The following is a 21,013-nucleotide window of genomic DNA, read 5'->3' on the forward strand; positions in this document are numbered from 1 at the left end:
CAGCGGACCTCATCGAAATGATGTGAAAAGCGCGTATTTACTGAATGCTGTAGCCGCCATCGATGACCACGTTCTCCCCGGTGATCATCTTGGCCGCGTCGCTGAGCAGGTACAGCACCAGCCCGGCGATTTCCTCGGGCTGGGCGAAGCGCCCGACCGGGATCTGCAACTTGGCCCGTTCACCCAGCTCGCCGGCCCAGGCTTTCTTGCCCAGGGCCGTTTCGACGATGGTCGGTGAAATGGCGTTGACGTTGATGCCGTGGGGCGCCCACTCCATGGCCAGGACCTTGGTCATGCCCACCACCGCTGCCTTGCTCGCGCAGTACGCCACGTGCCGGTCGAGGCCGATGACCGCAGCCTGGGAAGCGAGGTTGACGATGCGTCCGTGGCCTTGCTCGATCATGTGCCGGGCACAGGCCTGGGCCACAAAGAAACTGGCCTTGAGGTTGATGTCCAGGGTGGTGTCCCAGGCGCTTTCGCTGACTTCCATGGCCTTGTCCAGCAGGGCGACCCCGGCGCTGTTGACCAGGAAATCCAGGCGCCCGTAGTGCGCGGCCATCAGGTCCACCGCGTCTCGTACTTGATCCAGCTGGCGCAGGTCGATGGCCAGCCCCAGGTGCCCGTCGCCGAGGCTGGCGGCGATATCCGCCACCGCCGGGTCGCGGTCGAGCAGGGCAACCTTGGCCCCGCGCTCCACCAGCAGGTTGGCGCACGCCAGGCCGATCCCGGCGGCGCCACCCGTGATCACCGCGCAGCGGCCGTTCAGGTCGAAGGCCTGATCCCAGAATCCGGACATGTCATGACTCCTCTATAAAACGATGGGCTGTAAAACCGACCAATCAACTGCGTCAGGTGTTGGGGGCGGCTGCACCACCCAGCGCGAGCAAGTGCGCTCGCCACGGGGAGGGTGCAAGCCAGCGATAGATGATTGCGCTGGCAGAGCGCAGGTGCCAGGCCCCGGAGCGCTGGCGCAGGTCCGACCTATTTGCTGCCCGCTACCTGCTGGTACAGCGCATCGGCATTGCCGTTGGTCACCGGCACCCACGGCAGGATGTACAGCTTGTCGCTGCCGTCGCCCCATTTCACGTCCTTGGCATAACGTTCCCAGATCACCGACTGCGGCTTGTAGTCCTTGCCGGCCAGGGTTCGCAGGGCTACATCCAGCGCACCCTGGGACTGGGCCTGGGCATCCTGGAGGAAGGTGGTGACTTCGCCTTTTTTCGCCGCCTGGATCGCATCCGGCATGCCGTCGATAGAGGTCACGGGCACGTCGCTCGGCGACAGGCCGCGAGACTTCACCGCCTGCAGGGCGCCCAGGGCCATGTCGTCGTTCTGGGCGATGATCCCGGAGATGCCGCCATTGGGGTGGGCGTTGAGCCAGTCTTCGGTCAGCGACAAGGCCTCGGCGCGGGACCAGTTGGCGGTCTTCATTTCGATGACCTTGATCCCCGGATTCTTCTTGAGGATCTCCATCTCGCCTTTTTCCCGGTCAATCTGCGCCGACTGGCCAATCGGCCCCTGGATGATCACCACATTGCCCTTGCCCTTGAGCTTGTCGACCATGGCCTGGGCTTGCAGGCGCCCGCCCTCGACATCGTCGTTGCCGACATAGGGCACGTTGGCGCTGGCGACCTTGGTGTTGGAGGCGATCACCGGGATGTCGTTTTCCATGGCCCGGGCCACGGCGCCGACCCCGGCCTTGGTGTCGATTGGCACAAAGATGATCGCGTCATAGTGCTGGGTGACCATGGTTTCGATCTGGTTGTTCTGGGTCAGGGCGTCATAGTTGCCGTCGAACACGGTGATCTGCACCGTGCCGTCCTTGACCGCCGGGTGCTGCTTGAGCTCACGGACCCAGTTCTGCATGAACTGGCCCTTGAGCCCGTACACCGCCGCGCCGATCTTGTAGGTTTTTTCTGCAGCGAAGGCAACGCTGCTGCTGAGCAGGGAGACAGCCGCCAGCGTGGCCAGGGATGTGCCGAGCTTCTTCGGTGAAAGCTTCATGGGGAACTCCTTATTGTTGTGGTCGTGCCGTGCAATGAACGGGGTTAGCGTTTTTTCTTGCGCCAGACATCGATGAGCACCGCAAACACGATGATCAAGCCCTTGGCGACTTGCTGGTAATAGGAGGACACCCCGAGCAGGTTCAGGCCGTTGTTGATCACACCGATCAACAGGGCGCCGAACAGGGTGCCGACAATGCTGCCGGTGCCACCGGAGAGGCTGGTGCCGCCGATCACCACGGCGGCGATGGCGTCCAGTTCATAGGAGGTGCCGGCCTGGGGCAGGGCGGAGGTGGTGCGCGCCGAGAGCACCACGCCGGCCAAGCCCGCCAGCAGCCCGGAGACCACGTACACCGAGAACATCACCTTGCGCACGCCGATCCCGGAGGTGCGGGCGCTTTTTTCGTTGCCGCCCACGGCATAGACGTAGCGTCCGTAGGTGGTGTAGCGCAGGACCATCCAGAAAATCAGCGCGACCACGGCGAAGATCACCACCGGCACGCCGACCGGGCCGATCTTGCCGATGCCCAGGGCCAGGTAGTTTTCCGGCAGGTCGGTGACCGGGCTGCCGTCATTGAGGATAAAGGTCATGCCGCGGGCAATGCTGAGCATGCCAAGGGTTGCGACAAAGGGTGGGATCGACAGGTTGGCCACCATGAAGCCGTTGACCACGCCGAGCATGGCCCCGGCGAACATTCCGGCGCTGACCGCCGCCAGCAGGCCGTAGCCCTGGGTCGCCACCAGGGCGCTGCACAGGCCGGCGAACGCCAGGATCGACCCCACCGAGAGGTCAATGCCCTTGGTCAGGATCACGTAAGTCATGCCTACGGCGAGGATCCCGTTGATCGAGGTCTGGCGCAGGATGTCCATCCAGTTGCGCCAGGTCATGAAGTATTCGCTGGCAAACGCCATGACCAGGCACAGCAGGATAAACACCAGCGGCAGGCCGAAGCGGTCCAGGGCCAGGCGCAGTCGGCTGCGTGGCGCGGGGTGGGTCGAGGCTGGCAGGGTCGGGGTGGCATGGGTCTTGGCGTTCATGAGGCGAGACTCAACAAGGCTTCCTGGGAAAGGGCGGTGTCAGTGCTGATGGTGACCAGCCGGCCGCCCTTGAATACCGCGATTCGATCACTCAGATGCAGCAGCTCGGGGGCCTCTGAAGACACCACGATGGCTGCGCCGCCGGCACGCACGAACTCGTCCAGCAGGTGGTAGATCTCCTGCTTGGCGCCCTCGTCGATGCCTCGGGTCGGCTCGTCGCACAGCAGGCAGATCGGCGTGGTCGACAGGCACTTGGCGAGCACCACCTTTTGCTGGTTGCCGCCGCTCATGGATTCCACCGGCAGGTCCAGGGAGCTGGTCTTGATCTGCAGGCGCTGGACCATGTCCCGGGCCAGTTGCAGTTCTTTACGCGCACTGATCAGCGACCAGCTCGACAGCTGGCGGTAGGCGCTGAGGGCGATGTTGGAGAGGATGCTGCTGCTGAGTACCAGCCCGCTGTCCTTGCGGTCTTCGGTGACCAGTGACATGCCGGCGCGAATGGTCGCTGCCGGCACGCCCACCGGCAGCGGCTGGCCTTGCAGGGTGACGCTGCCAGCATGGGGTTCGGTCAGGCCATAGATGCAGTTGAGGAATTCGCTGCGCCCTGACCCCATCAGGCCGTAGATGCCGAGAATTTCGCCCTGGCGCAGTTGCAGGCTGATGTCCTGGAACTCGCCGTGGCGGCTCAGGCCCTGGATATCGAGGCAGTTTTGCGCGGCGCACTGGCGCCCGACCTTGTGATCGATGCGTGTCAATTCCTGGCCGACGATGCCGCGCACCAGGTGGGCGCGGTCGATGTCGACCATGCGCCCGCTTTCAACAAAGGCGCCGTCGCGAAAGATGCTGTAGTCGTCGGCGATCTGCGCCAGTTCGCTGAGGCGGTGCGACACGTAGATGATGCCGGCGCCACGCGCGGTGAGGCGGCGGATGGCCTTGAACAGGGTCTCGGCCTCGCGTTCGCCAATGGCCGAGGTCGGCTCGTCCATGATCATCACCTGGCAGTCATGGCTGAAGGCCTTGGCAATTTCCACCAGCTGGATTTGCGCCACGCTCAAGCGGTGCATGGGGCTGTTGGCGTCGACCTCGAATTCCAGGCTGGCCAGCAACTCGCGGGTGCGCCGGATGAGTTCCTTGCTATCGACGATGCAGCCGGCGCGACGCGGTTCGCGACCGAGCCAGATGTTTTCGGCGACGGTCATGTAGGGGATCGGTTCCAGCTCCTGGGTGATCATCGCCACCCCGGCCGCCAGGGCGGCGCTCGGGCGGTCGAACTGCACCGGCTGGCCGTTGAGCAGGATGCTGCCGGCATCGCGCTGGGTGATGCCCATCAGAATGCCGAGGAAGGTGGACTTGCCGGCGCCATTGCCGCCGCACAGGGCATGCACGCTGCCGGCACGCAGGGAGAGGCGACCGTCACGCAGGGCAGGGATCCCGGCATAGGCCTTGGCGACATGTTCAGCCTGGAGCAGTAATGGCGTGGCCATCGGCGTGTCCTCGTGCTGTGAATTCTTATTAGATCGCATAACCATGTTTTGCGCTGATCATATGTGTAACAAATGAAATTCTGATCAGTCAATCCCTTTCGCTTTAAATATGTCCAGGTGGCAAGTGAGGCTTTTTACCGCCCTGTGTAGGGCGTTATTCCCCGAGCCTGGTAAATCTCGCTTGACAGTTGAGGGGAGAATGCCTGAAAAATGACTGATCAAAGTTTCACTAAGTGATCATATGATCAGTCATGCTCTTTCCCTGTCAGCGGAGCGAAATGCGATGAATAGAGCCTTTTCAGTGGCGATTGGATGCGATGAGGCGGGGTTTGAACTCAAGGAGCTGCTCAAGCGGCACATCGAGGCACTGGGGCATCCGGTCGAGGATTTCGGCACCCATTCCCTGGAACCGGTGCTGTACCCGGACATCGCCCTGGCCGTGGCCACGGCCATAAATGCCGGGCACCACCGGTTGGGAGTGCTGGTGTGCGGCACCGGCATCGGCATGGCCATCTCGGCGAACAAGGTGCTGGGGATTCGCGCGGCCCAGGCCCATGACACCTATTCCGCCGAGCGCGCACGCAAGAGCAACGATGCGCAAATTCTCTCGATTGGCGCGCGGGTAGTGGGGGTGGAACTGGCCAAGAGCATCGTCAAGGCGTTCCTGGAGTCGGAGTTCGAGGCGGCGCGCTCGGGGGCCAAGGTCGAGCGGATCAATGCCATCGAGCGTGATGGTCATCAGTGAGGGGCGCAGGGCTGCGCGCAAGCCGCTTGTAGACGTACCCCGCATCCACTAGAGAGAATGCGCCTTTGACGCCAAGACGGAAGCCAGTCCACATGAGTGACAGTACCCAGCGCGGGGCCAGCGATATCGATCTGATGACCGAAGTCGCGATGCTCTATTACCTTGAGAACGTCACTCAGGAAGCCATTGCCAAGCGCTTCGACCTGTCGCGGGCCAAGGTCAGCCGCCTGCTCAAGCGGGCGCGGGATGAAGGGATTGTCGAGGTCCGGGTGCTGCAGCATCCGGCGATGAACAATGAGCTGGAGCAGGCGCTGGTGGAGCGCTTCCAGTTGGATCGGGCGCTGATTGCGGTCGATCACAGTGACCCGGATACCCAGCGTTCGGCGGTTGCCAGCCTGGTGGCCAACTACCTGAACAAGACCTTGAGCGACGGCATGATCGTCGCCGTCGGCATGGGCCGCAATGTCGGAGCGGTGGCCGATAACGTGTTTTTGCCGGTGACGCGCAACTGCACGTTCGTCTGCGCCATCGGCGGTTCGCTGCGGGCTGGCGAATATATGAACCCGGACCATATCTGTCGCCGTCTGGCGCTGCGTTTCGGGGCTGAAAGCGAAACCCTGTATGCCCCGGCGCTGGTGGCCAATCCGGAGCTGCGCAGCGTGCTGATCAGCAACGACACCGTGCGCTCGACCCTGGATCGCGCACGCCGCGCCGATATCGCCCTGATTGGCATCGGCGATATGAGTGAAAACAGCAATATGGTGCGCATGGGCTGGTTCTCGCCCCAGGAAATCGCCCAGGCGCGGTTGTCCGGCACGGTGGGCGACATGATGGGTTACGACTTTATCGACATCCATGGCCAGCCGGCGGTCAACGCGATCCAAGGGCGGGTGATCGGCTTGAGTGTGCAGGAATTGGTGCGCATCCCCGATGTGGTCGCCATCGCCAGTGAAAACACCAAGGCTGCCGCGACCCTGGGTGCCTTGCGTTCCGGGGTGATCAACACCCTGGCGACCACCGTCACCAATGCCCACACCATCCTCGCCCTGGATGATGCGACCCGTAGGAGCTAAGGGTTGCAGGTGCGGCTTTCAGGTTGCACATAGCGCCTGTAGCCGCTGCCGCCAGGCTGCGCTGGCCCTTGAGGTCGCCGTATGCCGTCAGATACGCCACGGCGGCAGCGGCTACGGGGTTTATAAAGTTTTGTAATGATTTCCTGCTGTGGGGAATGTGACTGGGCGCTGTAATCTCCAAGTCCGTTTTTTATATCAGGACTTGCATGAACACCCTTTCGGAGCCTCCCAGTCGTCCTTTCCCCAGGACGCCGCACCTCTCCCTCGTTCCATTCGCCTCACGCCATTCGGCCGCTCTGAGGCGTTGCCGTCGCACTAAGTTTCCGGTTTTTCGATTCTCGCCAACGGTTGCCCTGGTCGGTCGGCGCCTGCGCCCGATTCCTGCTACAACCCGTTGTGCGGGCGTTTTTTTGCGCCCGGCTGCCTGAATTCAATTAGAGAGATCGCGTCGTTTTTATGGAATGGATAGTGGACCCCACGGCCTGGCTTGGCCTGTTGACTCTGATCGTGCTCGAGCTGGTGCTGGGTATCGACAACCTGGTGTTTATTGCGATTCTGGCGGACAAGCTGCCGCCCCATCAGCGCGACCGGGCGCGGATCATCGGCCTGTCCCTGGCGCTGTTGATGCGCCTGGGCCTGCTGGCCAGTATTTCGTGGCTGGTCACCCTGACGCAGCCGCTGTTCGAGGTGTTCGACAAGAGCTTCTCCGGGCGTGATCTGATCATGCTGTTCGGCGGTGTGTTCCTGCTGTTCAAGGCCACCATGGAATTGCACGAGCGGCTTGAGGGCCATATCAGCCAGCGTACCGGCAACGCCGCCTACGCCATGTTCTGGCCGATCGTGGCGCAGATCGTGGTGCTCGACGCGGTGTTCTCCCTGGATGCGGTGATCACCGCCGTGGGTATGGTCGACGAACTGGCGGTGATGATGATCGCGGTGATCATTTCCATCGGCCTGATGATCGTCGCCAGCAAACCCCTGACCCGCTTCGTCAATGCGCACCCGACGGTGATCATGCTGTGCCTGGGCTTCTTGATGATGATCGGTTTTGCCCTGACCGCCGAAGGCCTGGGCTTCCACATTCCCAAGGGCTACCTGTACGCGGCCATTGGCTTCTCGATCCTGATCGAAGTGTTCAACCAGATCGCCCGCGCCCGGCGCAAGAAGTCGATGCAGGGCCTGCGGCCGATGCGCGAGCGTACAGCCCATGCGGTAATGCGCCTGCTGGGCGGGCGGAAACTGGCGGTGGAGGAGGTGGGTGAGGAAATTGCCGACCTGCTGGACAACGGCCAGGAACCCACTGCCGAGCTGTTCGACCGGCGCGAGCGGGTGATGATCAGCGGCGTGCTGCAACTGGCCGAGCGGCCGATCCGCAGCATCATGACCGCGCGTGCCGATGTCGACCATATCGACCTGGCGGACAGCCCCGAGGTCATCCGCACCAAGCTTATGCATTCGTCCTATTCGCGCCTGCCGCTGATCCGCAATGGCGCGGTGGATGAACCCCTGGGCTTCGTGCACAAGAAGGAACTGCTCAAGGAATACCTGGCCGGCAATCCGCCGAACCTGGAGCACCTGGCGCGCAAGACGCCGAACCTGCTGGACAGTTTCTCGATCCTCAATGCCCTGGAACAGATGCGCAAGGCCTCGACCCACATCGCCTTCGTGATCAACGAATTCGGCGATTTCATCGGGCTGTTGACCATGACCGACATTCTCGAATCCATCGCCGGCGAGTTGCCGGACGCCAGCGAAATCGAAGGCCCGGACATTGTCGAGACCGAAGATGGGTTATTGGTCGGCGGCGCGTTGAACCTGACACAGATCCGCCAGCGCACCGGCTTCGCCGCCGAGCCGACCGATGATTATCAGACCCTGGCCGGGTTGGTCATCAGCCTGCTGGACCGCCTGCCGGTGATCGGCGATCGCCTGGAATGGCAGGGCTGGAGCCTTGAGGTGATAGCTGTGGAAGAGCGCCGGGTCACCCGGGTCCTGCTCAAGCGCCTGGGGTAGCCGTCGGGGGCGCTGCCGGATGTCGGCGCGCCCCACGGCAGGGCCTCAATCGAAACGGGTACCGATCCGGCTGCGGTCCGGGGCGAGCCAGATACCCGTGATCCGACCGGTAATGTCGGACTCGGCGACCTGTCCCATAAAGCGGCTGTCATTGCTGTTGTCGCGGTTGTCCCCCAGCAGGTAGACATGGCCCGGCTCGACCTGCAGCGCTGCCAGGTGCTGCGAGTAATCTCTCCTGGCCCGCTCGGGCGGGGCGAAGAACAGGCCCAGGTTGCGGCCGTTGACCAGCACATTGCCGTCGACAATCGCCAGGGTATCGCCGGCCACCGCTGCCACCCGTTTCACCATCTCGGTGCCGTTGTAGCGGTGGACCACGATATCGCCGACCTTGACCGGCCCCGGGCGCAGGTCGGAGACGATGTAGTCACCCAGATCCAGGGTCGGGATCATCGAGCCGGACGGGACGTAGTAGGTCTTGAATCCCAGCAGATGCGGGCGCAGCGGCTCGAACATGACCAGGGTCAGCACCACCAGGCCTGCCAGGTACAACAGGTGCATTCGGGTGCTGGGGTAGCGTGCGCCGTCACTGTTGCGGGAGGCCGTTATGGCAGCAGCGATGGCCGAGGCAAGCTTGATCGACAACACCCACAGCAGAAACAGCAGCACGCCCATGGGGCTGGCCAGCAGGCCGCAAAGCCCCATCAGCGCCACGCCGCCGTAGAGTGCGGCAGCGACCCACACGCCCCATTTGACCCGGCCGACATACACCAGGCCCCAGCCTGCCGCCACACAGGACATGACGAAAGCGAGCAGCGGGTTCTTGCGGGCGAGTGTGGTCATGGGACGCGTCCATCTGCAGAGGGGGCCGTATCCTAGCGAGTTGCGTGCGCTGACGGAAGGCGCTTCAAGCCTGGGGCGAATCGCGTGCTGCCTACGCCCTCATTCCCCTTCCCCAACTGCTGCCGACTGGGTCTGAAACCAGTCCAGCACTGCGTTGCAAGCCGGGTGCGCGGCGCCGCTGTCGCGCAGCCACAGGGCATAGACGCCGCCGGTTTTAAGCGGCTGGCCAAAGGGCACGATCAGGCTGCCACGGCTGATGGCGTCCTGGGCCAGGACCCGATCGGTCATGGCCACGCCCAGGCCGCGGGCGGCGGCGTCCAGTGCCAGGTCGTCGAGGTTGAACATCAGGTGCTGGTAGTTGTGCGGTGTCTGGTCGGTCTGGGCCTGCAACCACACGGTCCATTCGTGACGGCTGGTGGAGCCATGGATCAGCGCATGCTCGGCCAGTTGCTCCAGGGAGCGTGGCGGCGGCAGGCCGTCGCTCAACTGCGGGGCGCATACCGGAATCAGGTACTCATCGAACAGCGGCGTCAGCGCCCGCTCATCCAGCCCGTCCCGCAGGTACAACACGTAGGCGTCGCAGTCGCCACCGGTGTCCACCGTCTCGCCACCGACGGTTTCGATGGACAGGCACAACCCGGGGTTGGCCGCGTAGAACCCGCTGAGTCGGGGCAGCAGCCAGCGCACCGCCAGCGAGACAAAGATCCGGATCCGAAACGGCTGCTCCAGCGGCGCCGGTGCCAGGCGTTGTTGCAGGCCGCCCAGGGCGCGCAGCAGCTCCAGGGCCACGCCGTATACGTCGCGCCCCTGTTCGGTGAGTGATACCCGACGGCTGGTGCGCTCGAACAGCGCCACCGCGTAATGCTCCTCCAGTTGCTGGATCTGCCGGCTGACTGCGCTCTGGGTCAGGTGCAGGCGGCTGGCGGCAGCGGTGAAGCTGTTGCTCTCGGCCACATGGACCAGGGTCTGCAGGGCTTGCAGTGACGGTATCCGGAGTGGGTTATCCATGCGTTTCTCGAATAGATGGATGAATTAATAACGTTCGAAACCGGGCGCTGATCTCCATAGATTGTAGGCATTGGATTGTAGGTATTCAGCGCAAGCGGGGGCGGCGTAACGATTCCCCTGGCGCATCGATTCTGAAGGAGTGGCAGGCATTGAACAATGTATGTGGCTGGATTGCCCTGGCAGGTGAGTCGCCTCAGCGGCCGACGCTGGCGGGCTCGCAGAAAACCGACTGGCTGATTATCGGCGGCGGCATCACTGGGCTCTCGGCGGCCCACAGCCTGGCGCAGATGTTCCCCCAGCAGCGCATCGTGCTGGTCGAGCGTCAGCGCGTGGCCCAGGGCGCCTCGGCCCGCAACTCCGGGTTTGTGGTCAGCCACGAACTGCCCGGTGGCAGCGAGCTGCTGGGCCAGCCCGGTCACGCCGGCTACCAGTTGGCCTCGCGTATCGGCGTCGCTGCCGGCCTTGAAGTGCGCCAGCGGATTGCCGAGTTGGGCATCGACTGTGAACTCAGCAACGCCGGCTACCACTTTGCCGTGCATCAACCCCAGCGCCTGGAACACGCCCAGCAGTGCGTGGCCACCCTCAACGCAGTCGGGGCCCAGGCCAGCGTGCTGGAGGGCGCGGTGTTGCAGCAGCGGCTGGGCAGCGCCTTTTACCAGCGGGCGATCCATTGCGGCGGCGGCAACGGCCTGTTGCAGCCGGCCAAGTACGTCAAAGGCCTGCTGGACAGCCTGCCGAACCAGGTCGAGGTATTTGAGAACAGCGCCATCGATGACCTGCAACCGTTGCCCGGCCGCGGCTGGAAAGCGCGCAGCGCCGAGGGCGAAATCGAGGCCGCACAAGTGCTGGTCTGCGTCGGCGCCTTCTTGCCCCGGGTTGGCCTGCGTCGCAGCCAGACCTTTGCCCTGGAACTGAGCGCCAGCATTACCCGGCCCTTGACCGAAGAGCCCTGGCAAACCCTGTTCGACGACCAGGGTTGGGGCGTGCTCTCGACCCTGCCGGGCGGGGCCACGGTGCGACTGTTGCCGGGCCGGCGGCTGCTGATGCGCAACACCGTGGAGTACCGCCAGCGCGACCTAGACCACGTGGAGTTGGCAGATCGCCGGCAGCAGCATTTGCACGGCTTGCAACGCCGCTTCCCGGGGATCGTGGCCGAGGATCTGCAACACACCTGGACCGGGCACCTGAGTGCCACGCGCTCTGGCGAACCGTATTTCGGGCGTATCGCAGAGCGTTTGCACGGGGTCTCCGGCTGCAACGGCTCCGGTGTGGCGCGCGGCACCCTGTGGGGTCGATTGCTGGCGCAGATGGCCGCCGGGGGCGACTCCCAGGTGCTGCGCGATGTGTTGTCCCAGGCCCGGCCCGGCTACCTGCCGCCCAAGCCGTTTTTTGATATCGGCGCGGCGCTGCGCATGGGCTGGGAAGTCAGGCGCGCGCAAAACGAACGTTAACCGTCGCGGCGAGGTTCGCCGCAACAATAAAAAAGAGAGGCGGCAACATGCTCAATCGCATACCCACAGCGTGGTTCACCCCGGCCCTGGTCCTGGCCTTGTCGGTCGGTTCGGTACAGGCGGCAGAGTCTGTGCGCATCGCCAACTGGAGCGGCTACATCGCCCCCGACACCCTGGCCAACTTCACCCGCCAGACCGGGATCCAGACCACCTACGACGTGATCGACAGCAACGAGACCACTGAAGCCAAGTTGATGACCGGCGGCAGCGGTTACGACCTGGTCAGCCCGTCCAACCACTTTCTGCCACGGTTGATCCAGGCCGGGGCGATCCAGGAGCTGGACAAGAGCAAGTTGCCGAACTGGAACAACCTCGACCCCAAACTGATGAAGATTCTCGAGGCCAGCGACCCCGGCAACCGCTACGCGATCCCTTACATGTGGGTCACGGTGGGCATCGGCTACAACGTCGACAAGATCAAGGCGATCTTCGGCAACACCGACATCACCCAGTCCTGGCAGATGCTGTTCAAGCCGGAAAACATCGAGAAGCTCAAGCAGTGCGGGGTGGCCTTTCTCGATAACCCGACGCAGATGGTGCCCATCACCCTCAACAGCCTGGGCCTGGATCCCACCAGCGAACAACCGGCCGACCTGAAGCGCGCCGAGCAGGCGTTGCTGGCCATCCGGCCGTCGATCCTGTACTTCCACCAGTCCAAGTACGTCAGTGACCTGGCCAACGGCAATATCTGCGTCGCCATCGGCTTCAGCGGCGATGTGCTGCAAGCCATGGCGACCGCCAAACAGGCCAATAACGGGGTCAACCTGGGGTACAGCATTCCCCGGGAAGGCTCGACCGTGGCCGTGGACATGGTCGCCATCCCGAAAAACGCCCCGCACCTGGACAACGCCTACACCTACATGAACTACCTGTTGGACCCGAAAGTGATCGCCACTATCAGCAACGCCGTGCAGTACGCCAATGGCAACGCGGCGTCCCTGCCATACATCGAGCCCGGGCTGCGCAACAACCCGGCGGCCTATCCCGAACCGTCGGTGCTCGAGACCCTGTTCACCATCAAGACCATGTCACCCGCCGGCATGCGCTTGAGCACCCGGTTGTGGACACGGATCACCAGTGGTACCTGATCGGGCTTCGCAGCAAAGGGGGAGCAGGGCGGGGTAAAAACTGCGGGCTAAAGCGGACAAAGACGCATTCGTGTGTTATCAAACCGCGCTTGTCGTGAGCGTTGAGCGACTGGCGCGGCGTCAGCCCATCACCCCCTGTCTTTGTCTGTGAGTCTCAAGCAAATGGAATGCTCCCCGTTGTCCACCCGTTCCCCGTTGATCATGGCGACCCTCGCCGCCGGCCTGCTGGCGCTTGGCGGCTGCCAGAAATCGACCCCGGCCGAAGCCGCCGCCATTGAGGCGGTGGACCGGCAGCAGGTGGACCAGGGCTTTATCGAAGCATTTAGCCAGGTGCTCTATCGCAATGCCCTGGGAGCCAACCAGCAAGGGCTGATAGGGGCGGTGGACATGCACATGACCCTCAATGCGCAAAACCGTGTGCTGGCGTGCACGGCGCGGCCCAGCACCCACTACCTCATCGCCGATAAACGCAGTGACGCAGGGCTGCTCAAACTGGCGACCGAGCTGTGCTGGAACACCCTTCTCCCCGGGGTCTCGCCGCAGGTGTTCAAGGACGCCGACGACACCCAGGTCATCGTTGCGCCTTTGGTTTTTCCATCCCTGGATGCACTGTCGATTGAGCAGAAGCAGCGCCAGGCGGTGCGCGTGAGCCTGTACCAGCAGATGCGCTTCCTGCGCGAGCAGCTGGTGGCCCGGCAGAGCGTGGAGGGGGTCGGGGTGGCCAGTTTCCGCTATGTCGCCAATGCCCAGGGCCAGGTGCAGGAGTGCCAGGTGAGGCTGGAACCGAGCCCCTATCGCCCCGGCGAATTCAAACCTGATAGCGCCCTGCAGCAGCGCCTCGCCAGCCAGTGCCAACAACTGGACCTGCGGCAGATGCCCGGCTTCGCCACCGGCCCCGAGGGCCTGGCGCAAGGCTTCGTTTCCGTGGACTACAGCCCGTGGATGAATGGCGCCAGGGCCAACTGACACACACTGCTGACGCTGTAGCCGCAGCCTCGCAGGCTCGGCAGCGGCTACAGCGTCAGCAGGGGTAGGCGATTACGGGTCGACCTGGGCCATCAGCTCGGGGATGGATTCCGGGCGTTTGGCGTAGCGCTGGGCCAGCACCGCGCAGACCATCAACTGGATCTGGTGAAACAGCATCAACGGCAGGATCAGCACGCCGATGGTGCTGCCGGCGAACAGCACCTGGGCCATGGGCACACCGGTGGCCAGGCTCTTTTTCGAACCGCAGAACAAAATGGTGATGCGGTCTTCCTGGTTAAAGCCGAACGCCTTGCTCAGCACGCTGGACGCTACCAGCACCAGCGCCAGCAGAATGCAGCAGACCACCACCAGCCCCCCCAGCTCCCACAGCGGGATCTGATGCCAGATGCCTTCATTCACCGCTTCGCTGAACGCGCCGTAGACCACCAGCAAAATCGACCCCTGGTCGACAAACTTCAGCCAGTTCTTGTTGCGGCCAACCCAGGCGCCGATCCAGCGGCGGGCGATCTGCCCGAGGATAAACGGCAGCAGCAATTGCAGGCTGATCTTGAGGATCGCATCCAGGGTCGAGCCGCCTTCACCGTGCACATTCAGCAGCAGGGTCACCAGCAACGGGGTCAGGAAAATCCCGAACAGGCTGGACGCCGCCGCGCTGCAGATCGCCGCCGGAATATTGCCCCGGGCCAGGGAGGTGAAGGCAATCGCCGACTGCACCGTGGCGGGCAGGGCGCACAGGTAAAGCATGCCCATGTACAGGTCGTTGCCGATCAGCGGCGACAGCAACGGCTTGAGCGCCAGGCCCAGCAGCGGGAACAGGATAAAGGTCAGGCTGAACACCAGCAGGTGCAGGCGCCAATGGCCGGCGCCGGCGATGATCGCCTCTCGCGAGAGCTTGGCGCCATGCAGGAAAAACAACAGGGCAATGGCGGCGTTGGTCAGCCAGCCAAAGCCCACGGCCACCTGGCCGCTGGCGGGCAGGAAACTGGCGAGCAGCACCACGCCGATCAGGGTCAGGGTGAAATTGTCGGGCAAAAGACGTGAGCGAGTCATAGCGGGATCATCCGGGGGTTGCCAAGAGCGATTGCGCGACTCTAACGTGACGGCTGTTTGCCGACTAACGCCAATGAGCCAGTTAATGCCGCCTAAAGGACATGAAAAGATCGTCCGGCGCAGTATTCCCGGTCTTCCCAGCCTGCCTCGACCGGTTTACGGCCGCACCGAATCACTGCCCAATCGCGCCCTGACCCGGCGCCACAGCCACCCCTGGGTGCAATTGTCGTACGCCATCGCCGGGGTGCTGGAGGTGCAGACCAGTGCCGGACGCTTCATTGCGCCGCCCCAGCGCGCGGTGTGGATCCCCGCCGGCATGCCGCACAAGGTGTTCAGCTCGCCGCGGACCGAAATGCGCAGCCTGTACCTGGATTGCAGCGTCACCGCCTGGGCGTCCGATGCCTGCCAGGTACTGGCGGTCAGCAGCCTGCTGCGCGAACTGATCCGCAGTTTCAGCCAGTTGCCGGTGGAGTACGCCGAAGACGGCGCCGACGGGCGCCTGGCCCAGGTGCTGCTGGACCAATTGGCCGCCGCGCCGCAGCTCGACCTGATGCTGCCGCTGCCCCACGACCCGCGCCTGCGGCAGATCTACCGCAGCCTGCAACTGCACCCCGAACAGGCCACCACCCTGGGCCAGTGGAGCCACAAACTCGGGGTCGCGGAAAAAACCCTCAGCCGCCTGTTCGTGCACGACACCGGCCTGACCTTCCGCGCCTGGCGCCAGCGCCTGCGCCTGCTCGGCGCCCTGACCCCGCTGGAGCAGGGCGAGCGTGTGACCGATGTGGCGCTGGCCTGCGGCTATGACTCGACCTCGGCGTTTATTGCCGCGTTTCGTCAGCAGTTTGATTCCACGCCAGGGGAGTTTTTTCGCTAACGCCTGAGCGACCCTTCCTTAATAGTGTTTGGCTGGCGGCCGGCAGCGGATAAGATCCGAGCCTGACTTTTCAAGGATCGAAGCCGGTGGGCCCATGACCGACAAAAAGACACCGCCTCAGCGGCCGCGATTGTTCTCGGTCCACAGCAAACACATGACCCTGGAGTTCGACGCCTACGACAGCGATCTCAGGTGTGCGGTCTGCGCCTACCTGGTCGAGGAACTGGGGTTTGAGCGAAGAGGTGAGCGTGTCGATGGCTGGGATGAGGGCATCTCGCCGTCTTTCGTGCGTGACGGCCTGGAGCTCCAGGCGGGCTGGAGCCATTGGGCCGATGGTGACTACCTGCTTGCGGTCTGTCCTCGTGGCGATCAGTTGCTGCACGACATACTCGCGGCGATTCGCCCTGATCTCAGTTTCCAGCCGCAGCACAGTAGGCCGCCTGAGTAACCTTCACCCCGCCGCCAAATGGCTCAGGGGCAGGATATTGGTCACCTTTATTTCCCGCAGGGAAATATTCGAGCAGATGCTCAGTACCCCGGGCAGTTTTCTCAGGACCTGTTCCACGAAGCGGCTGTAGTCGTCCAGGTCCCGGGCCACCACCTGCAACAGAAAATCGGCCGCGCCGGTGGTGTTGTGGCAGGCCAGCACGTTGGGGCAGGCGCGGATGATGTTCTCGAACTCGGCGGTGACCTCTTCCCCATGCTGGGTGCAGGCAATCTGCACAAAGGCCATGACCCCCATGCCGAGTTTTCGTCGATTGAGCACTGCCTGGTAACCCTCGATCACCCCGGCGTCTTCCAGGCGTTTCTGTCGGCGCCAGCAGGAGGCTTCACTCATGCCCAGGTGCTCGGCCAGTTTGGCGTTGGACAGCTTGCCGTCCTGCTGCAGGCGGTCGGCGATGGCGGCGTCCTGCTTGTCGAATTTTTCCACCTGCAAGATCCTTTCAGTCAGCGCTGGAGATCTGTAAGGCTATTTCGGATTTTTCAGTTATTCAAGGCTTAATAGAAAGGTAAATTCAGCGATCGTCTTCATAATGATGAAATGTTTCAGATAAGGAGCAGTTCATGAAAGCAGTGGTCTTCGAAGCATTCTCCGCGCCGCCCACCGTCCAGACCGTGGCCGACCCTACCCCCGAAAATCACGGGGTGGTGGTCAAGGTCATGGCCACCGGCGTGTGCCGCAGCGACTGGCACGGCTGGGTCGGGCATGACACCGATATCGAATTGCCCCACGTGCCCGGGCATGAACTGGCCGGGATCGTCGAGGCGGTCGGCAAGGACGTGACGCGCTGGAAAGTTGGCGACCGCATCACCGTGCCCTTTGTCGGCGGTTGCGGTGCCTGCCCGGAATGCAGCGCCGGCCAGCATCAGGTGTGCGATCGGCAGTTTCAGCCGGGTTTTACCCACTGGGGCTCGTTCGCCGAATACGTGTCGCTGCATCAGGCCGATATCAACCTGGTGGCGTTGCCCGAGAGCCTCGACTTCACCACTGCCGCGAGCCTGGGTTGCCGCTTCGTCACCTCTTTCCGCGCGGTGGTCGACCAGGGCCAGACCCGCGCCGGGCAATGGGTCGCGGTCCACGGCTGCGGCGGCGTGGGGCTATCGGCAGTAATGATTGCCAGCGCCATCGGCGCCAACGTCGTGGCCATCGACATCGCCGAAGACAAGCTTGAACTGGCCCGCAGCCTGGGCGCGGTGGCCACCGTCAACGCCAGCCGCGTGGCGAATGTGGTGGAGGCGGTCAGGGATATCACCCAGGGCGGTGCCCATGTGTCGCTGGATGCCCTGGGCCACCCCACAACCTGCTTCAACTCCATCAGCAACCTGCGCAAGCGGGGCAAGCACGTGCAAGTCGGGCTGATGCTCGGCGAACACAGCACACCGATCATCCCCATGAGCACGGTGATCGCCAAAGAACTGGAAATCCTCGGCAGCCACGGTATGCAGGCGCACCGCTATGACGCGATGTTCGCCATGATGCAGTCCGGCAAACTGGCACCGCAGAAGCTGATTGGCCGCACCATCAGCCTGGAACAGTCGATCGAGGCATTGATGAATATGGACAAGTTCGAGGTGGCGGGGGTGACGGTGGTCAATAGCTTTTAAGGTGAGGGCAGGGGCGGCGCGGGTCATGATGCCGGGTTGTTATGGCTGGAGAACGGATGAGGCGTCATCCGGTCATACGCCTGATTGAGATAAAAAGTGCTATTTTCAGCACTCTTAACAGCACTCGCGGGAGCCCTCTCATGACTCATGTCCTTCTGTCTCACGTAGTCGCGAGTATTTCCGAACTCAAGAAAAACCCCATGGGCACCGTCGCTGCGGGTGGTGGTTCGACGGTGGCCATACTTAATCGCAACGAACCCGCGTTCTATTGTGTTCCGGCCCGAGAATACGAGGCCATGATGGAGCGCCTGGACGACTTGGAACTGGTCGCCCTGTGCCGCGAACGGGAGAACGACCCGACCATCAAGGTTTCGCTCGATGACTTATGAGCTGGAGTTTTCGCAGAAGGCCTGGAAAGAGTGGCAAAAACTAGGCGCCACGCTGAAGGAGCAGTTCAAGAGCAAACTTCAGGAGCGGTTGCTCAATCCTCATGTTCCGGCCGACCGCCTTAGCGGCCTGGGTAATGCTTATAAAATCAAATTGCGCAGCGCGGGCTATCGCCTGGTGTATCGGGTGGTGGATGAAGTGCTGGTGGTAACGGTGATTGCCGTGGGCAAGCGCGAGCGTGGCCGGGTTTATCAAGAGGCCAGCAAGCGTTGAGTGCTCCAAGGCCGGCTGGAGAAAACTCACAGGTATAAGCGAGGTAGGACCGTTATGTTCACCCCCGAATTTGTTTCGCAGGAGCGCGGCGAATACATACTCGTCGCCAACCACAGCCTGGAAACTGGCCAGAGCGTTGACTTGAGTATCAAGTACAACCGGGCACGCATCCTGTTCTCGCGTCAGCATTTGCCTCAGGACTTGAAGGTTTGCAGGCTTGTTTATGACATTCGCGGGCAAGTGGTCGCCGCGTCGGATCTCGACAGAGTGGTTGGAAGCCTGTCGTCAATGTGCCAGGTGGAGTTCAAGCGCTGATGGGTATTCAGATCATTATCAAGTCCAACGACTTGGGCAGTATCCGCGCGGCGCTGGATAGGTTTGCGCCAGGTTGTGAAGTGTTTCCGATTGACCATGAGGTTTCGGGTGTGTCGATCCCGAGCCGGGTGCTGGAAGCCCATGGCGAACCCGCTCTCCAGGCCACGCTGGCCGCTTTTGAGTATTTTGATCTGTGGGCGGGCCGTTGGGAGAAGCCCAAGACAATTCTGTAGCCGCTGCCGTAAAACCCCCGGTGCATACTCAAAAATCTGCCAGCCAGTCTTTACATCAAGCCCCCAATTCCTCATCATCCGCGCCGTCTAAGTTTCGCTGCTGACCAGACAATTCCAGCCACCAACAGGGTGGTTGTTTTGTTGCGTCCCAGAAAAGCAGTTGAAAATGACCAAGACTCCTCTGAAAAGAATTCAGCACAAGCTCGCCCGTTCCGGGGTGGCCATCGAACGCCTGAATTCCAATTCCCTCTCTATCTCGTCCACCAATACCGCCGGGCTCAAGGTGGATTTGCTGCTGCCTGACAGCTTTGCCATCGAAGAAAAAGCCATCCTGCAACTGATGGATTTCGCCAAGGTGGCTCACCCCCATGGCGGCGAAGTGAAGTGTGCCTGCGCCACGCCGGACTTCCACACCGGCAGCCCGATTCCGGTTGGCAGCGTGATTGTCACCAGCCACGACCTGGTGGTGCCGCAAGCCATTGGCACCGACATCAATTGCGGCATGCGCCTGCACAAACTGGGGCTGAACTACGAGCAGTTCATGGCGCAGAAAGCCAAGTGGACCGCCCTGGTGCGTGGCGATCTGCTGGAAGGCACGCGCAATATTCCCACCAGCCCGACAGCCATGAGCGCGCTGTTTGCTTCGGGGTTGGGAGATTTCTGGGCCCAGGTGCAGCAGCAGGGCCCGATCGGGCTGTTTGCCGGGGCGGACTTTGCCCAATTGCAGCGTGAGCTTTCGGGCCTGCATGAGTCGTCCTTTGCCCGCGGCAGCACCGACTATGCGCCCGAGGCCCTGCAGGACCTTTCGCGCAAAATCCTCCGCGACCCGGGGCTGGGTTCCCTGGGCGGCGGCAATCACTTTGTCGAGATCCAGGTGGTCACCGAGCTGGTGGATCGCCAGGCATGCTTCGCCCAGGGCCTGTCCGTGGGGCAGGTGGTGGTGATGATTCACACCGGCTCCCGGGACGTGGGCTTTTATGTCGGGCGGCGCTGGATGGACAAGGCCAAGGCCCTGTGGCCGGCGGGGATCAAGCATCCCGACTCGAAGATCTTCGCCCTGTTTGGCGAGATGGCCGATGAGTACCTGCTGGCCATGCACAGCGCCGCCCACTACGCCGATGCCAACCGTGCGCTGATCGCCGAGATGGTGCGCCAGCGCACCCGGCAGGTGTTTGGCGCCGGCATCGAGGCGCCGCTGATTGTCGATGTGCCGCACAACATTGTGCTGCGCGAAGAGGGCGGCAACGTCCATCGCAAGGGCGCGACGCCTGCCTATGCCGGGCAGCCGCTGCTGATTCCGGGGAGCATGGGGCATGATTCTTACCTGCTCACCGGGTTGGGCAATGAGCGCTGGCTGCGCTCGGCCAGCCATGGCGCCGGGCGCTCCATGTCCCGCAGCGAAGTGGTGTTCAAGGCCAAGAAGGACAAGGCCTTCCTCGGCCTGAATGGGGTGGAGTGCATCACTACCAAGGAGGAGCGGATGATTGAGGAAGCACCGGGGGCCTACAAGGAGATTGGCCAGGTGATTCAGTCCCAGGTGGAAGAGGGGACGGTGTCGGTGATAGCGCGGTTTTCGCCGATTCTGACGTTCAAGGCGTAAGGACGCAGGGCCCTTGGGGTCGGGTTGAAGCGAGGCATTCAAGGAGGGCCGCAGTTGCGGGTGGGAATGCTCGTTTCATTCGGGTGCAACGCTGACGGGGTGCGGATTTGCCGTTCGGGGGTGTGGCCGATACATTGTCGCCCCCCGGCCTGTTCGTTCTGAGCGGTGCGGTTGAAGTTTTCTGTGGAAGGGATGTCATCAGATCGTGAAGCTGTTTAAGAAAGTTGTTTGGTTTGTGTTGTGTATTGCATCTGGGCTGACGATGGGGGCTGGTCTTTATCAGTTCATGCTGCCTAAAGGTGATCCGAGCCTGGCGTTGATGCTGGTGTTGATTGCGCTTATTTCTGGGTTTTATCTGCGGCCGCAAAAGCCGAGGCGGCTGTAG

23 protein-coding genes are annotated in these 21,013 nt (G+C 62.7%); 15 read left to right on the top strand and 8 right to left on the bottom strand.

The window, feature by feature from the left end; genetic code table 11:
- Positions 1–37: 37 nt before the first annotated feature.
- The 4 genes from AC19YX_RS21960 to AC19YX_RS21975 form a co-directional block, all read right to left on the bottom strand.
- Positions 38–796 carry an SDR family oxidoreductase gene (locus AC19YX_RS21960; protein WP_078468786.1) on the bottom strand — a complete coding sequence of 253 codons (759 nt, stop codon included), beginning with the start codon at positions 794–796 and terminating at the stop codon, positions 38–40.
- A gap of 185 nt (positions 797–981) precedes the next feature.
- Positions 982–2,004, bottom strand: a complete 1,023-nt coding sequence (locus AC19YX_RS21965) for a substrate-binding domain-containing protein (protein WP_078468787.1) — start codon at positions 2,002–2,004, stop codon at positions 982–984.
- Positions 2,005–2,048: 44 nt separating this feature from the next.
- Positions 2,049–3,041: an ABC transporter permease gene (locus tag AC19YX_RS21970; RefSeq protein WP_078468788.1), complete on the bottom strand. Its 993-nt coding sequence runs from the start codon at positions 3,039–3,041 to the stop codon at positions 2,049–2,051.
- Positions 3,038–4,525: a sugar ABC transporter ATP-binding protein gene (locus AC19YX_RS21975; RefSeq protein ID WP_500607007.1), complete on the bottom strand. Its 1,488-nt coding sequence runs from the start codon at positions 4,523–4,525 to the stop codon at positions 3,038–3,040. Before AC19YX_RS21975 ends, AC19YX_RS21970 begins: the two co-directional genes overlap by 4 nt.
- Before the next feature lie 283 nt (positions 4,526–4,808).
- On the opposite strand from AC19YX_RS21975, the gene rpiB reads away from it, so the two are divergent.
- The 3 genes from rpiB (at position 4,809) to AC19YX_RS21990 (ending at position 8,356) form a co-directional block, all read left to right on the top strand.
- Entirely contained in the window at positions 4,809–5,270 is a 462-nt protein-coding gene (gene rpiB, locus AC19YX_RS21980; protein WP_201131472.1) for a ribose 5-phosphate isomerase B, read from the top strand.
- A gap of 92 nt (positions 5,271–5,362) precedes the next feature.
- Positions 5,363–6,343 carry a sugar-binding transcriptional regulator gene (locus tag AC19YX_RS21985; protein ID WP_078468791.1) on the top strand — a complete coding sequence of 327 codons (981 nt, stop codon included), beginning with the start codon at positions 5,363–5,365 and terminating at the stop codon, positions 6,341–6,343.
- Between the two features lie 456 nt (positions 6,344–6,799).
- Positions 6,800–8,356 (top strand): TerC family protein, encoded by a 1,557-nt coding sequence (locus AC19YX_RS21990; RefSeq protein ID WP_078468792.1) that lies wholly within the window; start codon positions 6,800–6,802, stop codon positions 8,354–8,356.
- Between the two features lie 45 nt (positions 8,357–8,401).
- Here the strand turns inward: AC19YX_RS21990 and lepB are convergent, their stop codons facing one another.
- Both lepB and AC19YX_RS22000 read right to left on the bottom strand, forming a co-directional pair.
- The gene (gene lepB, locus AC19YX_RS21995) at positions 8,402–9,196 is read right to left on the bottom strand and encodes a signal peptidase I (protein WP_500607008.1); all 795 of its coding nucleotides are present in this window, start codon (positions 9,194–9,196) and stop codon (positions 8,402–8,404) included.
- 99 nt (positions 9,197–9,295) lie between these two features.
- Positions 9,296–10,204: a LysR substrate-binding domain-containing protein gene (locus AC19YX_RS22000; RefSeq protein WP_421546416.1), complete on the bottom strand. Its 909-nt coding sequence runs from the start codon at positions 10,202–10,204 to the stop codon at positions 9,296–9,298.
- A 149-nt stretch (positions 10,205–10,353) separates the two neighbouring features.
- Between AC19YX_RS22000 and AC19YX_RS22005 the strand changes: the two genes are divergently transcribed.
- The 3 genes from AC19YX_RS22005 (at position 10,354) to AC19YX_RS22015 (ending at position 13,769) form a co-directional block, all read left to right on the top strand.
- On the top strand, positions 10,354–11,655 hold the full coding sequence (locus AC19YX_RS22005; protein WP_500607009.1) for an NAD(P)/FAD-dependent oxidoreductase: 1,302 nt from the start codon (positions 10,354–10,356) through the stop codon (positions 11,653–11,655).
- 47 nt (positions 11,656–11,702) lie between these two features.
- The gene (locus AC19YX_RS22010; protein ID WP_201131469.1) at positions 11,703–12,803 is read left to right on the top strand and encodes a polyamine ABC transporter substrate-binding protein; all 1,101 of its coding nucleotides are present in this window, start codon (positions 11,703–11,705) and stop codon (positions 12,801–12,803) included.
- A gap of 177 nt (positions 12,804–12,980) precedes the next feature.
- A complete protein-coding gene (locus AC19YX_RS22015) occupies positions 12,981–13,769 on the top strand; it encodes a hypothetical protein (protein ID WP_500607010.1) in 789 nt (262 codons plus the stop codon).
- Positions 13,770–13,841: 72 nt separating this feature from the next.
- Here AC19YX_RS22015 and AC19YX_RS22020 read toward each other — a convergent pair whose 3' ends face one another.
- Positions 13,842–14,840 carry a bile acid:sodium symporter family protein gene (locus tag AC19YX_RS22020; RefSeq protein ID WP_201131468.1) on the bottom strand — a complete coding sequence of 333 codons (999 nt, stop codon included), beginning with the start codon at positions 14,838–14,840 and terminating at the stop codon, positions 13,842–13,844.
- 85 nt (positions 14,841–14,925) lie between these two features.
- Between AC19YX_RS22020 and AC19YX_RS22025 the strand changes: the two genes are divergently transcribed.
- Positions 14,926–15,714, top strand: coding sequence for an AraC family transcriptional regulator (locus tag AC19YX_RS22025; RefSeq protein ID WP_500607011.1), 789 nt, complete (start codon positions 14,926–14,928; stop codon positions 15,712–15,714).
- A 94-nt stretch (positions 15,715–15,808) separates the two neighbouring features.
- Entirely contained in the window at positions 15,809–16,162 is a 354-nt protein-coding gene (locus AC19YX_RS22030; protein WP_500607012.1) for a hypothetical protein, read from the top strand.
- Positions 16,163–16,165: 3 nt separating this feature from the next.
- On the opposite strand, the gene AC19YX_RS22035 is transcribed toward AC19YX_RS22030, so the two are convergent.
- Positions 16,166–16,645: an Lrp/AsnC family transcriptional regulator gene (locus AC19YX_RS22035; protein WP_078468802.1), complete on the bottom strand. Its 480-nt coding sequence runs from the start codon at positions 16,643–16,645 to the stop codon at positions 16,166–16,168.
- A 134-nt stretch (positions 16,646–16,779) separates the two neighbouring features.
- Here AC19YX_RS22035 and AC19YX_RS22040 point away from each other — a divergent pair, with 134 nt between their 5' ends.
- The 7 genes from AC19YX_RS22040 to AC19YX_RS22070 all read left to right on the top strand — a co-directional run bounded on the left by AC19YX_RS22040 (position 16,780) and on the right by AC19YX_RS22070 (position 21,013).
- Positions 16,780–17,820, top strand: coding sequence for a zinc-dependent alcohol dehydrogenase family protein (locus AC19YX_RS22040; RefSeq protein ID WP_078468803.1), 1,041 nt, complete (start codon positions 16,780–16,782; stop codon positions 17,818–17,820).
- A gap of 140 nt (positions 17,821–17,960) precedes the next feature.
- Positions 17,961–18,209, top strand: coding sequence for a type II toxin-antitoxin system Phd/YefM family antitoxin (locus tag AC19YX_RS22045; RefSeq protein ID WP_201131463.1), 249 nt, complete (start codon positions 17,961–17,963; stop codon positions 18,207–18,209).
- Positions 18,199–18,480 (top strand): type II toxin-antitoxin system RelE family toxin, encoded by a 282-nt coding sequence (locus AC19YX_RS22050; protein ID WP_421546422.1) that lies wholly within the window; start codon positions 18,199–18,201, stop codon positions 18,478–18,480. The genes AC19YX_RS22045 and AC19YX_RS22050 overlap by 11 nt, the downstream gene beginning before the upstream one ends.
- A gap of 54 nt (positions 18,481–18,534) precedes the next feature.
- Entirely contained in the window at positions 18,535–18,795 is a 261-nt protein-coding gene (locus AC19YX_RS22055; protein WP_201131461.1) for a hypothetical protein, read from the top strand.
- Positions 18,795–19,028 (top strand): hypothetical protein, encoded by a 234-nt coding sequence (locus AC19YX_RS22060; protein WP_500607013.1) that lies wholly within the window; start codon positions 18,795–18,797, stop codon positions 19,026–19,028. Before AC19YX_RS22055 ends, AC19YX_RS22060 begins: the two co-directional genes overlap by 1 nt.
- Before the next feature lie 166 nt (positions 19,029–19,194).
- The gene (locus AC19YX_RS22065; RefSeq protein WP_500607014.1) at positions 19,195–20,628 is read left to right on the top strand and encodes an RtcB family protein; all 1,434 of its coding nucleotides are present in this window, start codon (positions 19,195–19,197) and stop codon (positions 20,626–20,628) included.
- Between the two features lie 205 nt (positions 20,629–20,833).
- Positions 20,834–21,013, top strand: a complete 180-nt coding sequence (locus tag AC19YX_RS22070) for a hypothetical protein (RefSeq protein WP_078468806.1) — start codon at positions 20,834–20,836, stop codon at positions 21,011–21,013.

This window comes from Pseudomonas sp. MF09150, from assembly GCF_059862355.1.